The 14,204-nt window shown below is 39.9% G+C and carries 13 protein-coding genes and 1 pseudogene; 12 read left to right on the top strand and 2 right to left on the bottom strand.

The annotated features are described in order from the left end of the window. The 6 genes and pseudogenes from QZL64_RS07565 to QZL64_RS07540 form a co-directional block, all read left to right on the top strand. A pseudogene (locus QZL64_RS07565) lies at positions 1-499 on the top strand (pseudouridine synthase); the annotation flags it as partial. A gap of 12 nt (positions 500-511) precedes the next feature. Beyond that, positions 512-1,444 carry a riboflavin biosynthesis protein RibF gene (gene ribF, locus QZL64_RS07560; protein WP_021841401.1) on the top strand — a complete coding sequence of 311 codons (933 nt, stop codon included), beginning with the start codon at positions 512-514 and terminating at the stop codon, positions 1,442-1,444. 229 nt (positions 1,445-1,673) lie between these two features. Next, positions 1,674-2,858, top strand: a complete 1,185-nt coding sequence (locus QZL64_RS07555) for an aminotransferase-like domain-containing protein (RefSeq protein ID WP_021841400.1) — start codon at positions 1,674-1,676, stop codon at positions 2,856-2,858. 379 nt (positions 2,859-3,237) lie between these two features. Beyond that, a complete protein-coding gene (locus QZL64_RS07550; protein ID WP_021841399.1) occupies positions 3,238-4,005 on the top strand; it encodes a shikimate kinase in 768 nt (255 codons plus the stop codon). Continuing rightward, entirely contained in the window at positions 4,005-6,149 is a 2,145-nt protein-coding gene (gene recD2, locus QZL64_RS07545) for an SF1B family DNA helicase RecD2 (protein WP_021841398.1), read from the top strand. Before QZL64_RS07550 ends, recD2 begins: the two co-directional genes overlap by 1 nt. An 86-nt stretch (positions 6,150-6,235) precedes the next feature. After that, on the top strand, positions 6,236-6,892 hold the full coding sequence (locus tag QZL64_RS07540) for a ComF family protein (protein ID WP_021841397.1): 657 nt from the start codon (positions 6,236-6,238) through the stop codon (positions 6,890-6,892). A 19-nt stretch (positions 6,893-6,911) separates the two neighbouring features. On the opposite strand, the gene QZL64_RS07535 is transcribed toward QZL64_RS07540, so the two are convergent. Next, on the bottom strand, positions 6,912-7,604 hold the full coding sequence (locus QZL64_RS07535; protein ID WP_021841396.1) for a hypothetical protein: 693 nt from the start codon (positions 7,602-7,604) through the stop codon (positions 6,912-6,914). 164 nt (positions 7,605-7,768) lie between these two features. After that, positions 7,769-8,371, bottom strand: a complete 603-nt coding sequence (locus tag QZL64_RS07530; RefSeq protein ID WP_021841395.1) for an HD-GYP domain-containing protein — start codon at positions 8,369-8,371, stop codon at positions 7,769-7,771. A gap of 661 nt (positions 8,372-9,032) precedes the next feature. Between QZL64_RS07530 and QZL64_RS07525 the strand changes: the two genes are divergently transcribed. The 6 genes from QZL64_RS07525 to QZL64_RS07500 all read left to right on the top strand — a co-directional run bounded on the left by QZL64_RS07525 (position 9,033) and on the right by QZL64_RS07500 (position 14,114). Beyond that, positions 9,033-9,851, top strand: coding sequence for a basic amino acid ABC transporter substrate-binding protein (locus QZL64_RS07525; RefSeq protein ID WP_021841394.1), 819 nt, complete (start codon positions 9,033-9,035; stop codon positions 9,849-9,851). A gap of 200 nt (positions 9,852-10,051) precedes the next feature. Continuing rightward, on the top strand, positions 10,052-10,813 hold the full coding sequence (locus QZL64_RS07520; protein WP_021841393.1) for a basic amino acid ABC transporter substrate-binding protein: 762 nt from the start codon (positions 10,052-10,054) through the stop codon (positions 10,811-10,813). A gap of 29 nt (positions 10,814-10,842) precedes the next feature. Beyond that, positions 10,843-12,033, top strand: a complete 1,191-nt coding sequence (locus tag QZL64_RS07515; protein ID WP_021841392.1) for an aminotransferase-like domain-containing protein — start codon at positions 10,843-10,845, stop codon at positions 12,031-12,033. Positions 12,034-12,165: 132 nt separating this feature from the next. Next, positions 12,166-12,822 carry an amino acid ABC transporter permease gene (locus tag QZL64_RS07510; RefSeq protein ID WP_021841391.1) on the top strand — a complete coding sequence of 219 codons (657 nt, stop codon included), beginning with the start codon at positions 12,166-12,168 and terminating at the stop codon, positions 12,820-12,822. Next, positions 12,819-13,538: an amino acid ABC transporter ATP-binding protein gene (locus tag QZL64_RS07505; protein ID WP_021841390.1), complete on the top strand. Its 720-nt coding sequence runs from the start codon at positions 12,819-12,821 to the stop codon at positions 13,536-13,538. Before QZL64_RS07510 ends, QZL64_RS07505 begins: the two co-directional genes overlap by 4 nt. A gap of 378 nt (positions 13,539-13,916) precedes the next feature. Continuing rightward, positions 13,917-14,114: a cold-shock protein gene (locus tag QZL64_RS07500; RefSeq protein WP_006556860.1), complete on the top strand. Its 198-nt coding sequence runs from the start codon at positions 13,917-13,919 to the stop codon at positions 14,112-14,114. Positions 14,115-14,204 lie beyond the last annotated feature (90 nt).

The following is a 14,204-nucleotide window of genomic DNA, read 5'->3' as shown; positions in this document are numbered from 1 at the left end:
CCGCCGAGCCTATGAATTGGCTCGTGAAGGTGTGGAGTTTACTTTGCCGGCTCGAACGATTGAAATTACGGAATGTACTCTTTTGGCCTATGCCTATCCGTATTTTACCATTCGCGTTACTTGTTCCGCTGGTACTTATATTCGTGCTTTGCTGCGCGATATAGAGGCTAGAGTCGGTATTCCGGCTACCATGACACAACTGGCTCGCACTGCGGTTGGTGAATATACCATCGACAAGGCGGTTACGGCGGAAGAATTGGCTGAAAAAGGTGAAGCCCTTGTAGGTGCTACCGATTCGGCATTGATGCATTTACAACCCGTAAATGTTTCAGAAAATGGCTTTATAGCCTTGAAACAAGGTAAGCAATGGCCGTATACTAAAATAGACGGTTTTCATGGTGAAGTTGACCGGTTATATCGTGCTTATAATGATGCCGGTTTTTTCGGTATTGTAAGCGGTACTGACACAGGCTTAAAAGTAGTTAAAAATATTTTTTAATAGGATTAATGTATGAAGATCTTAACATCCTTTGCAGAGTTACAACAATTACAATCTAATATTGTGTATGCCTTGGGGACTTTTGACGGACTTCACAAAGGTCATCAGACGGTTATACAAAGGGCGGTAGCGGAGGCAAAGGAGCAGGCGGCCTATACCGTTGTGGTTACGTTTGATCAACATCCTTTGCATATCCTGAGACCGGAACGTTGTCCCAGTGCTTTATTGCAAAAAGAATTAAAAGCGAAGCTATTAATCGACTTAGGTGTTGATTATGTGTTACGCCTGCCTATGAGCAAGGAATTGCTGGCTATGACGGCGGATGATTTTGTGGCGGCCTTAACTGTTCATAATGAAGTTAAAGCCTTTGTCGTAGGGCAGAATTTTACCTTTGGGGCCGGCGGCTTAGGCACTCCGGATGTGATTAAAGCCTTAGTTGAGCCTAAAGGGATTCAAGTATATGCTTTAACTTTGGCTAAATGTAATGAAGTGCAGGAACATGTATCCAGTACATTAATTCGTGAAGCTGTCAAAGTGGGCCATTTTGAATTGGTTAATACTTTATTAGGTCGTCCTTTCATGTTCAAAGGTACTGTCATTGAAGGGGACCGTCGTGGTCGTATTCTCGGCTTTCCGACACTAAATTTTTTATATCCAAAGGAATTGACTTTGCCACCTGACGGCGTTTATGTAAATCGCGTATTTATTGACGGTAAGTGGTACGAAGGGGTTGGCAATTTGGGTGATAATCCTACCTTTGAAAACCAATACCATCGTTTTGAAGTCCATCTGTTTAATTTTGATAAAATGGTTTATGGCTATGAAGCGACCGTTGAATTTTGGAAGTTATTACGTCCGGAGAAACGTTTTGATTCACTTGATGAATTGATAAAGCAGATGAAAATTGATGAACAAGCGGCCAAAGATTTTTTCAAACAAAAATAAAATAAAATTTCTTAAGAACACCATTGAAGCTTAGAACTTTGATGGTGTTTTTTTTGTATATACTTATTAAAATTCAGGTAAGTTTTTCTTAAAATAGCTAATTTATTAAAATTTTTAATACAATTTATCACAAAATATCCGCATAGGATAAACTCATGTATTCTTTTGGTTGACATTTTGCGATGATAAGAGTAAGATAAAAAGCACAATATTTTAAGGAGGTTATATTATGGCTATACGTTTTTCAGACCCGGTTAATGCAATCAAACACTCAGATACAGGAGATATTTTAAAACTCATTGCGCAGCCCGATATGATTTCCTTCGCCGGCGGTTTACCGGCCGAGGAATCATTCCCGGCCGAAGAAATTAAGAAAGCTACGGAGCTCGTTCTGAACGGTGATGCCGGTAAAGCATTGCAATATGGACCATCATTGGGGTATGAACCGCTTCGTGAAAGCATTGCGAAGCGCATGAATCGAATTGTAAAAACACAGTATACGAAAGACAATATTTTAATCACTTGCGGCTCCCAGCAGGGCCTTGATATGTTATGTCGTTTATTCTGTAATAAAGGGGATACGGTTCTTGTAGAAAAACCGTCTTATTTGGGTGCCATTACGGCTTTTAATTTGACTCAGGTTAATTTTGTTGAAATCCCCGGTGACGGTAAAGGGATGATTATTTCCGAACTTCGCAAAGCTTTGGAAACGCATGATGTGCGCTTAATCTACATCGTTACGGACTTCCAAAACCCAACCGGTATTACTTGGACCCGTGAACGCCGTGCAGAATTCATGGAAGTGGTGGATGAATTTGAAGTACCGGTTATTGAAGATAATCCGTACGGTGAACTTCGTTATGAAGGGGAATACTTACCGTCTTTAACTACCTTTGATACGAAGAATCTGGTTTGCTCTTTAGGGACCTTCTCTAAAACCTTTGCGCCGGGCTTCCGTCTCGGTTGGATTGCGGCCAATCCATTGTTTATCGAAAAACTGGATCTGTTAAAACAGAATATGGACTTATCCACAGCACCGTTTTCACAGCGTGTTTGCGAAACTTGGCTTCAAAACTTCGATTTTGATGCGCATGTACAATCTATCATTAAATTGTACAAAAGTCGCCGTGATGCTATGCTTAAAGCTATTGATGAGTTCTTCCCTAAGGAAGTTACCCATACTTATCCTGAAGGAGGGCTTTTCATCTGGTGTACCTTACCGGAACAGCTTAAATCTCGTGATATTTTAAAACAATGTATCGAACGTAAAGTTGCCTTCGTACCGGGCGAAGCATTTTTCACATCGGAAGGTAATACCAATTTCTTCCGACTCAATTATTCTTGCAACGACGAAGCTACTATTCGTGACGGAATCCAACGCATTGCAGATGTGTTAAAAGAAAATTTAAAATAACGATGTATTGCATATAAAGTTGTATTGTATATAAAGTCGTATTGTATATAATAGCTGAATATGTAAATGATGACCTGAGTATCTTCGGTGGCTGTAAAAAGCAGTGATGATATTCAGGTCATTTTGCTATCAAGTATTCTTTTAAAAATATAGTTTGTGATTATCAAGTGGGAAGAAATTTCCGAGTTGATTAAAATTTGAAGCGTTTATTTTTGCCGCAATGGGAAATTCATGGTAGAGGCTATAAGAATGCAGGGGAATATGGTAAAATATAAGAGCATGAGAAGATACAAATGTTCTTCTCCAAATATAACCCAATACTTATTGGAAGCTATAGGCAATACTTATTGGACACAGCTATATGAGAAACGAGGTTATTATGAATTTACAAGAAGCACGTCAGAAAATTGATGAATTAGATAAAGTTCTCATTACGACATTTGAACAACGTTTGAAAGTGATTTTGGAAATCGCCAAAATTAAAGAACAGGAAAATATTGGAATTTACGAACCGGAACGGGAGCAAGAAGTATTGGCTAAATCTCTTAGCTATGTACAGGCCGGTGATTTGAAAGGCTATGTAAATAACTTTGTAAATTCTATTTTAGATATTAGCAAGACTTGTCAGAAACAACACATGCAGCAGCATATCTTTTTGATTGGCATGCCCGGTGCCGGCAAAACTACGGTTGGTAAGGCTTTGGCACAACATCAGGGGATGGAATTCTACGATTTAGATGCGGTGATTCAAGAGAAAACCGGTAAATCCATTCAGAATATTATTATTTATGATGGCGAAGAAGCATTCCGTAAAGATGAATTTGAAGCTATTACAGACATTGTAAATCACAAAATGCCGGCTGTTATTGCGACCGGCGGTGGCACTGTATTATCAGAAGATACGGTAAAACTCATGCGCGAATCCGGTTTTGTGGTGTTTATTCATCGCGATGTAACCCAGATTCTCGATGATTTGGATATGGAAATTCGCCCATTATTGAAGGAAAGTATTGAATATATTTTCCGCCTTTACGAAGAGCGCTATCCACTATATGAAAAAGTCAGCCATGTAAAAGTGCAGAATGCCAGCACTATTGCGGACGCAGTGGATCAAATCGTAGAAGCTTTGCCTAAAGTGGTTCGCTAATGGAAACGCTCCGAGGTATTGTGCAACGGCTCATTTATCAGAATGAAACCAATACCTACTGTGTGTTTCTATTGGAAGATTATAATGAAGAACGAACTGTTTGCACAGCTAATTTAGAAGCCCCTAAAGAAGGGGACGATTTGGAACTATCCGGTCGCTATATTACGCATAAAAAATATGGCCGCCAATTTGAGGCGGCCACCTTGGAACGGTTAAAACCGGATACTTTATACGGCGCTAAGCAATACCTGATCAATTTAGGTGTTAAAGGGTTGGGCGAGAAGTCGGTGGATAAAATTATTGCCTATTTTGAGGAAGCCCTTCTTGATATCTTACGCGCCGAAGATCCGGAAGCTTTATTGGAAGTTCCCGGTTTACGTAAAAGTGTAAAAGAAGAATTGTATAATGCATTACGCGGCGAAGGTTTGCTTCAGGAAATCAATCGGTTTCTGGAAAAAGCAGGCCTTAGTTCGCGTTGGAGCCGCACTTTATATACGACTTACGGTGGTGCGGCCATCGATGTATTGCGAGATAATCCGTTCCGCTTAATGGAAGTAGATGGCTCAATCCCATTTTCTATGTGTGATACTTTGCGCAATTCTTTAGGAATCGAACCGAATGATGAGCGGCGTATTGAGGCGGCTATTCTATACACCTTAAAGAATATTGGCGATAACGGTCACAGCTGTATGCCCGCCGATGAGTTAATCGGTATGGTCTTTGATATGCTCGGCGGTTTTGCCGATGAAGTAGCAGCACGCTTGGAAGAACTTTTGGACATTGGTCAGATTGTAGCCACTGATTATGATGGTTTACTCTATATTTATTCGCCGAATATTTATAATGCCGAATCGGACGCCGCTTATTTGACGCAAAATCTCATGGCCGATTCCGATGTGATTACCCTCGATTTAGAATCTTTTATTGCCGGCTTTGAAGTAAAAAAAGGATTGCAGCTGGGGGATGCTCAAAAAGAGGCCATAGCCCTTGCTTTACAAAATAAAATTTCCCTAATTACCGGCGGTCCGGGGACCGGCAAAACAACGATTATTCAAGCTTTGGTGGAAGCGTTCCAACAGACGCCGCAGAATCGTATTCTTCTATGTGCACCGACGGGACGCGCAGCCAAGCGCCTTACCGAAGCAACCGGTTATGAAGCCACCACGATTCATCGTATGTTGATGCCGATACAGGGCAGTGATTCTTATGAATTTACTAAAAACGAAGATGATTTATTAGAAGCGGATGTCATTATCGTGGATGAAGCGTCCATGTTAAATGTTCAGTTATATTATTCACTGTTAGCGGCTATTCCCGAAAATGCCTATGTGGTCATCGTCGGTGACGTGGATCAGTTACCGCCAATCGGAGCCGGATTTATTCTGCGTGACTTATTGGATAGTCAAATTATACCGTCCGTTCGTTTGAATACGATTTTCCGCCAAAAAGAGGGAAACCGTATCGTAACGAATGCCCATGAAATCAATAAAGGGGATATGCCGGAATTGACTTCAGAAGGTGAATTTAGATTTGTTGAAGTCCACAGTGTGACCGACATGATGCATCGTGTGGTAGCTTTGTATCGTGAAGCATTAGCTGAGTGTGATGATGAGCTGGATGTGCAGATTATCTCACCAATGCGCCGCGGGGGAGCCGGTAGTGTAGCTATTTCTAAAACGGTTCAGGCAGCGGTTAATCCACAGGTGGCTACGCGCAGTGCCGTTAAAATTAACGGCCAGACCTATCGTGTCGGTGACAAAGTTATTCAGGTCCTGAATAATTACGAATTGGAAGTATTTAATGGCGAAATCGGTGTCATTTTTTCAATTTCAAAAACAGAAGTGTGCATACGCTTTATGGATAAAGAAGTGCATGTGCCGATGGAGGATATGAGTTCCTTCATGCTTGCTTATGCCATTACGGTTCATAAGAGCCAAGGCAGTGAGTACGGCACGGTCATTATTCCGTTTATTCCGACCTATCATCAGATGCTGCAACGCAATCTTCTGTATACGGCCGTGACACGAGCCCGTAATAAAGTAATTTTGGTGGGCACAAAATCGGCGGTGCAACGAGCCGTAACGACACAAAGCGGTACTACAAGGTATACTTTATTTAAAGAACGTTTACAGGGACTGATATAATTTTTGATAAATAGATAAGCTGAAAAACATTGTAATGAAACAGCTTGGGGATTTGTAGCAATGCACTTAAGGGGAAGTGAATATTAATGCATTGGAGTGAATTTGTATTTCCGCCTACCTGTCCCGGTTGCGGTACGGAAGTATGGCACCGCGGGGAATGGTGCGAAGCTTGTTTTAATGAACTGTACGATGTGCGTCACGTTACCGATTTGGATGGTCTCGCACTTCGCGAAGTCTATGTAATCGGTCATTATGACAAGGGACTTAAAAGCATATTGGGAGATATTAAATTCCACGGAAAAAAGGAGCGGGTCAAATGGGCCACTCCTTTTTTGTATTCGTTTATGGTTGACCCGGTTCACAAGCTTTCGTTTAAGCCTGACTATGTGGTGCCTATTCCTGTCAGTGCCAAAAAGCGTGTCATAAGAGGATATAATCAGGTTGATCTTTTATTTAAAAATTGGGCAAGTTGGCTTGGTTGGTATTGGCTGGATTGCTTGGAGAAGATTGACTCTACACAGGCTATGTTTTCCTTGGGGCGTGTGGAACGTAAGGCCAATATGGTCAATGCGTTTAAGGCGATGGAACCTCTTGTTAAGTCCGGTCAGTTAGAAGGTAAGTCAATTTTGTTGGTGGATGATATTTTTACAACCGGAGCCACCTTGGAATCGGCAGCGGAAGTATTGAAAGAGACGTATAAGGTTAAAAATATAGTAGGGGTTACATTGGCTGGGGGCCATTAGAAATTTATGTAGTTTAATATCAAGTATTTTCAATCCAATTAGAGATTTCGTCAACAAAGCTACTTTTTTCCTTATATTGAGGATGTCCGACACGAAGCACATAAAAGGTTTGTTTGCCTAGAGTCGCAATTGCTTCTTGCCAAGGCATTGTTCTTTTTCCGATAGACCTAATACCATTGTAATTAATAGTAAAGCTGTTAAAGACATTAGGAATATAATTGTCATAAAAATAGGAAGTATAATAAATTATATGTGTAGGGTTGATGATTTGTAATTCGTTTTGAAGCACTTTTAACTTTAATATACAATTATTTTTTATAGAATCAGAAGTAGTATCTACTCCTCCTGAACTGTTACATTTTACTATATTGGTAAAAGCAATGTTCTCAATAGAATCATTCTTGAATATTTTTTGCGAAATAGCGCGGGTATAGCTCCAATATGCCCAGCGTTTGTTCCATAGCTTGTCACGGGCATATTGAAAGGTATTACGAAAATTATTTTCAATTGCGCCAGGATTACCTCTGGCGTTTTTTCCTACGAATAAAATACGCTTTTGGTGGTTATTAAAATTAGACCCAACACACCAGCAACCAATAGGCATGGATAAATTTGAATCTTGGTGACAATCAGTGCATATTTTATTGGTGCCAACGCCTAGTGTAAGATATTGTTGAGCCAATCTTTCTTCTATATCATTATAATAGTTCATTGATATATCTCCCTAAGATAACATTATTATTGATGTTATTATTATACAAGATTTCTACAGTGATGTAAGAGTAAATATTAAAAAAACAGCTCCCGCTTTAGCGAGAACTGTTTCTTGTCATTGGGCTTATATTATATGAACGAATATAATGGCGTTTAATTGTATTAGCCGATAATTTCAATAAAGGCTTTGACTAAATCAGGATCGAAATAAATACCGGAACCACTGAATAATTCCTGTTTAGCCGTTTTTTTACTCTTAGACCAGGATTCCGTTGACGGATTAATAGCGGAATCATAGTAATCGGCAATGGCGATGATGCGAGCACCTAGTGGAATATTACTGCCGCATAAGTGTTTAGGAAATCCGGAACCGTCCCAACGCTCGTGATGGTATCGGATGTAGGGGATAATCGATTGACAACATGGATAGTTTTCAATCATGTTTGCCCCGTTTGCCGGATGCTGACGATATTTAGATAATTCCTGACGATTAAAGAATGGCGCTTTTTTTAAAACCGCAGAGGGCATCATAATAAGACCCAAGTCGTGCAATAATGCGCCATGTCTGATTTGTTCTATTTCGTTGGCCGGTAGCCCTAGTTTTGCGGCAATGCTGACAGAGTGATTCGCTACATTAATGGAGTGTGTATATAGCTCGTAGCTTTTCATGCGAATCATCTGCAGGAGCTGGGCACTGATAGCTTCTAAGCTATCTTTTTCCAATTCATATAAGCCCGATGGCTGCATTAAAGATAACATAAACATAATACTGAGTCCTTCCCTTTGTGTCCCCATTTAACAAGTAAACACATTATACAATATTTAGGAATTTTTTGGTATAGGTTGACGTTGCTATCTATGTATAGCAAGTTGTTGAAAAATTGAAAGATGTATGGTTGATTTATGAGAAACTAAAAGAGAATACGGTAAGTAAAGGAATTGTAAAGATTGAATACTTTCACAACCTAAAGTATCAAGGAAAATAAATATTTTTGCCATATCATTTTTATATAGACAAAGTAAAATTCTTTGCGTATAATTTCTTCATACGGGTCTGTGGTTGAAAGTCGAGGCCAGTCGCAGGCAAAACGATCCACGTAAGTAGTGCAACGACATTATGAGCATGGTGCGGCTTAGATGTAAGACCTACCGATAAAATCGAGAGGAGTAGTAGTGGGGAGCCACGGGCTTAGGAGCGAACCTTCCAGTAGGCGAGTGTGGGGGCAAAGACCAGGTCAGCCGTATGTAAAAAGGCAGCTTTCGGGCTGCCTTTTATTTTTATACAAAATTTTCTGAATTTTTATACATTTAGCTATTGACTATTTATGCAAGGTTATGTATAATCATGTCATACCAATTAGAGAAACTCAGTTGAGAGAGAGTTTGAATTCATGATTATACAAGAAGAAGAGTAGGAGATGGAATTATGTTTACACAGAAGATGAAGAAAATTATGTTAACAGGTATGGCGGTATTAGCCATGGGTGCTTTGGTGGCCGGTTGCGGCAGTGATTCGAACAGCGGTCAAGCTGCCAATGGCAAACAAGTGATTAAAGTAGGTACTAATGCGACATTTGTACCGTTTGAATTTAAGGATGAAAGTTCCCAAGATTTAACCGGTTTCGATATCGATATGGTAAAAGCAATTGCTAAAAAGATGAACGCCGATGTGCAGTTCAAAAATGTAGCCTTTGATGCTTTGATTCCAAGTCTTGGCAATAAAGATATTGATATGGCGGCTTCCGGTATGACGATTACGAAAGCAAGATCCGAAAAAGTATTGTTTGCCGCTCCTTACTATGAATCCGGTATGGCCGTAGTAGTTAAAGGTAACTCGCCTATTAATACATTAGAAGATTTACAAGGCAAAAACATTTCTGTTCAGATGGGGACCATCGGTGCTGATTTAGCCGGCAAAATTGCCAATGCAACATTGAAACAGTTTGACCACAGCAGTGATGCCTTATTAGAACTTAATAAAGGTGGCGTTGATGCAGCCGTACTTGATTTACCGGTAGCACAATATTATGCATCTAAACATCAAGGTGATGTAAAAGTAATTCCGTATCCTAATACGAAAGAATACTTTGGCTTCGCATTTGCTAAAAACAACAAAGAATTACAGGAAGCTGTAAATAAAGCCTTAGCCGAAATGAAGAAAGATGGCGAATTGAACGCTATTTACCAGAAATGGTTCAAAACTGATGCCCCTGCTGATATGCCGACTGAATGGTCCGGTAACTGATTAAATCAGGGCAAATCGTTAAATTAAATGTTGTGCTCTAATTACCTTAGCCAATACATTTGAGCAACAGGAAGTACTATGTAAAAATATTTAGCAATACAAGCGCTAAAATTTTAGCATAGTACCTTTTTGTATATTTACATGGTAGTATAAAATTGTAGTATTATTACACAATGTTTTGTGAAATGAGGAGGAACATTATGAATTGGAAAAAAGGGTTAACCTTATTTATGGCAGTGGGTTTAGCGGCCGGTGTTTTAGCGGGTTGCGGCAGTGACACGGCTTCTGACAAAAAGGTAATTACATTTGGTGCGGAAACTACGTATCCGCCGTTTGAGTTTGCCGAAGATAACACCTATAAAGGTTTTGACGTAGATTTAAGTAATGCCTTGGCTAAAGAAATGGGCTATGAATCAAAATTTGTAAGTCTTCCTTTTGATGGTTTGATCCCAGCCTTGCAAAGTAAACAGATTGATGCTATTGCATCCGGCCTTGTAGTGACAAAAGAGCGTGAGGCTAAAGTTAATTTCACAGCACCGTACTATCATGTAAAACTCGTTATGGTGGTTCGTCAAGATACCAATAATGTTAACGGTGAAGCGGATATTGCCGGTAAAACCGTAGGCGCACAAATCGGAACTACCGGTGCTATGTTGGCGCAGGAAAAACCGGGTACAACGGTTAAAGAGTTTGACGCTATTACCACTATGCTTCAAGATTTAGAAGCCGGCAATATTCAGATTGCCATGCTCGATGAACCGGTAGCTAAATATTACATTCAAAAATTAAACATGAAAGATTTAAAAATTGTACCGGTTGGCTTACAAGATCATACGGTAGCTATTGCGGTTCGTAAGGATGATAAAGAGCTATTGGATAAAATGAATGCGGCTTTTGAAAAATTAAAAGCTAACGGCGAATATGATAAATTACAGCAAAAATGGTTTGGTGACATTCAATAATTATTCGGCTTAAGTGACAGGTGATACAAATGGATTACACAAAATTATATGCAAAGCGGGCGCTTCAATTGGAGCGTTCCGCCATTGCGGCCTTAAAGGATGAGGCTAAAACGGTGCCGGGCATTTTGTCACTCGGTGAAGGTGTTCCGGCATCGGAATTATTCCCGGTGGAAGAATTAAGTATTGTAGCGGCTAAAGTATTTAAAGAAGAAGGGCGTGAAGTGCTACAATATGGGGACGGTTTGGGCGGTTTGGAATTACGCCGCCATTTAAGTCGTATTATGACTAAATACGGCATTAATATTGAGGCCGGCCAAATTCAGGTAACCAGCGGTTCCATGCAGTCATTGGATATGGCAGCTCGCTTATTTTTAGAAGCGGGTGATACCGTGTTGGTAGAAGATCCCACTTTTATTGACGCTAAGAATTGCTTAGCTATGACGGGTGCTTCACTCAAGGGGATTCCTTGTGACGAAGAAGGCATGGATTTACAGTTATTGGCAAAGTCTCTTGAAACAGATTCCACCATTAAGGCGATATATGTAATTCCTGACTATCAGAATCCTACGGGCCTTTGTTGGTCTGATAAAAGACGCCGTGAGTTTATGGATTTGGTTGTAAAATATAATGTAATTATATTAGAAGATAATCCTTACGGTGAAATTACCTACACCGGCAAATATCATAAAGCGCTTAGTGCTTATGATGCGAAAGGACAAGTTCTTTTCATGGGAAGCCTGTCTAAAACCTTGAGCCCGGGACTAAGAATCGGTTGGGTAGCAGGCCGGGCAGATATTATGACGCAGCTTTCTTTGGTTAAGGAATGCTCCGATATACATAGTTCCTTGCCGGATCATGCATTGGCGGCCGGTTTTATGAATATATATTCTTACGATGGTCACGTGGCGTCAATGAATAAGGTATATAAGGAACGACGAGATACGTTGGTAGCCGGTTTGCAGCAATTGTTGCCTGAATTCACATTTACCGTGCCGGAAGGGGGCTTCTTTTTGTGGCTGGCCTTACCGGAAAATGTGGCTGAGTATGAATTTTTTCAAAATGCCATAAAAGCCGGGGTTTTGGTAATTCCGGGCACTCCGTTTTTTGTAAATAAACCGGAACGAGGCTATGTGCGGCTTAATTTTACCGGCCTTGGACCGGATGACTTAACTGAAGCAGTGAAGCGATTAGCCCGGGCTTACCAAAATATGATTAAATAACTATTGACATTGTATAAAAATACATATATAATGACGTAAGCATATAAAACAGTATATATATTACTCGGTAATAAAAGATGCTTGAGAATATACAGTGATTGGTAAGTATTAGTTATAAGGAAAGGGTTAGTTATGAGTTTCGATTGGAGTTTAATTTGGGATAATATACCGATTCTCTTACAAGGGGCGGTCATTACGATACAAATTACGGTAATGGCGGTTGGTTGCGGTTTTTTCATCGGTATGATTGCCGCGTTGGCTAATTTGTCACGCTTTAAAATTGTTCGTTTATTAGTTAAATGTTACGTTGAATTGTTCCGTGGCACACCGTTATTGGTTCAGATTTTTATGATTTATTTTGCCTTGCCAATGGTTATCGGACAATCCATCAATCCATATGTGGCTGCGGTTACGGCTTGTAGTATTAACTCCGGTGCTTACGTTTCCGAAATTTTCCGTGCCGGTATTCAGTCTATCGATAAAGGCCAGATGGAAGCTGGTCGTTCCTTAGGTCTCACTTGGGCTCAAACTATGCGCTATATCGTGATGCCACAGGCATTTAAAGCGATTATTCCGCCACTTGGTAATGAATTTATCGCCATGATGAAAGATACCTCCTTAGTATCGGTTATCGGCTTTGAAGAATTGACACGTCGCGGTCAGTTGATTATTGCCAGAACTTACGGATCCTTTGAAATTTGGACAGCCGTTGCGATTATTTATTTAATTATGACCTTAAGTATTTCGCAATTAGTTGCATTCCTTGAAAGGAGATATAATATCAAATGATTAAGATGATTGATGTTTATAAAAGTTTTGGTAAAAACGAAGTCCTTAAAGGGATTAATCTTCATGTGGAACGCGGGGAAGTAGTCGTTATTATCGGACCGTCCGGTTCCGGTAAGAGTACGGTGTTGCGCTGCATGAACTATTTGGAAGAGCCAACCTCCGGCGATGTTATCGTAGACGGTATGAATTTAAATGTTAAAGAAAACATTAACAATGTGCGTGCCGAAGTAGGGATGGTATTCCAGCGTTTTAACTTATTCCCGCATATGACGGTACTCGATAATATTACCTTGGCACCACAGAAGATTCGCAAGATGTCCAAGGAAGAAGCTGAAAAAATCGCCCTTGAGTTGTTGGCCAAAGTAGGCCTACAGGACAAAGCCGATTCGTATCCGCAGCAATTGTCCGGCGGGCAACAGCAGCGTGTAGCTATTGCCAGGGCGCTCGCGATGAAGCCGAAAGTGATGCTCTTTGATGAACCAACCTCGGCGCTTGATCCGGAAATGGTAAGTGAAGTTCTCGATGTTATGAAGAACCTCGCCAAAGAAGGCATGACCATGGTTGTAGTAACGCATGAAATGGGCTTTGCTAAGGAAGTAGGGACTCGCGTTCTCTTTGTTGATGAAGGCAAGATTCTCGAAGAAGGAACTCCAAAAGATGTATTTGAACATCCGACCAATGAACGTACCCAACTGTTCCTTTCTAAAATTTTATAATTGCTTTATAACGCCCTTAATTAAGGGCGTTATTTTATATGATTCAAGATGAATAAATTTTAATTATTTATGACTAAATTGTGACAGATTATTTTATATTTTATATTAGAAAATTAATTTATGACTTTTTGATTAAAAGTTTTAATAATCTTGTTAAACACAGTATTTGTCGATGTTTGCAGCCTGGCAATAGTTAAAAATTTTTACTTCATAATTAACAAGCTGTTTAATTTTGCATAATAGAGCCATAAATAATTGTATGTATACTTATAATGCATATACAGCATAATAAACTTGTTTTTTAATACTTACTGTGCTAACATTATTGAAGGGTACCATAAGTACTCTAATGCAGGGATTTTTTAGGAGGAGTCTTTTATGCTCGGTAAAGTTAAGTGGTTCAGTGCAGAAAAAGGTTATGGATTTATTGAAAGAGAAGACGGTGGCGATGTATTCGTACATTTCTCCGCGATTCAGGAAGATGGTTTCAAATCCTTGAACGAAGGTCAAGAAGTAAACTTTGAAATCGTTGACGGACCTCGCGGCCCACAGGCTACGAATGTCACTAAAGCATAAATAACTACACTGAGAGATCGGCTTCGGCCGGTCTTTTTTATTTGCCAAAATTACAATTTTAGAGTTATAGGACAAAAAGTGTGTGTAAAA

The organism is Veillonella sp. CAG:933, assembly GCF_000431435.1.
Lineage (GTDB): Bacteria > Bacillota > Negativicutes > Veillonellales > Veillonellaceae > Veillonella_A.
This window is presented reverse-complemented; position numbering and strand designations above follow the sequence as displayed.

Bases quoted from the DNA above. Each gene is read 5' to 3' on its own strand.
- QZL64_RS07520 (WP_021841393.1), top strand. From the start codon at position 10,052: ATGAATTGGAAAAAAGGGTTAACCTTATTTATGGCAGTGGGTTTAGCG.
- QZL64_RS07535 (WP_021841396.1), bottom strand. From the start codon at position 7,604: ATGAACTATTATAATGATATAGAAGAAAGATTGGCTCAACAATATCTT.
- recD2 (WP_021841398.1), top strand. From the start codon at position 4,005: ATGGAAACGCTCCGAGGTATTGTGCAACGGCTCATTTATCAGAATGAA.
- ribF (WP_021841401.1), top strand. From the start codon at position 512: ATGAAGATCTTAACATCCTTTGCAGAGTTACAACAATTACAATCTAAT.
- QZL64_RS07515 (WP_021841392.1), top strand. From the start codon at position 10,843: ATGGATTACACAAAATTATATGCAAAGCGGGCGCTTCAATTGGAGCGT.
- QZL64_RS07540 (WP_021841397.1), top strand. From the start codon at position 6,236: ATGCATTGGAGTGAATTTGTATTTCCGCCTACCTGTCCCGGTTGCGGT.
- QZL64_RS07550 (WP_021841399.1), top strand. From the start codon at position 3,238: ATGAATTTACAAGAAGCACGTCAGAAAATTGATGAATTAGATAAAGTT.
- QZL64_RS07530 (WP_021841395.1), bottom strand. From the start codon at position 8,371: ATGTTTATGTTATCTTTAATGCAGCCATCGGGCTTATATGAATTGGAA.
- QZL64_RS07555 (WP_021841400.1), top strand. From the start codon at position 1,674: ATGGCTATACGTTTTTCAGACCCGGTTAATGCAATCAAACACTCAGAT.
- QZL64_RS07525 (WP_021841394.1), top strand. From the start codon at position 9,033: ATGTTTACACAGAAGATGAAGAAAATTATGTTAACAGGTATGGCGGTA.
- QZL64_RS07505 (WP_021841390.1), top strand. From the start codon at position 12,819: ATGATTAAGATGATTGATGTTTATAAAAGTTTTGGTAAAAACGAAGTC.
- QZL64_RS07500 (WP_006556860.1), top strand. From the start codon at position 13,917: ATGCTCGGTAAAGTTAAGTGGTTCAGTGCAGAAAAAGGTTATGGATTT.
- QZL64_RS07510 (WP_021841391.1), top strand. From the start codon at position 12,166: ATGAGTTTCGATTGGAGTTTAATTTGGGATAATATACCGATTCTCTTA.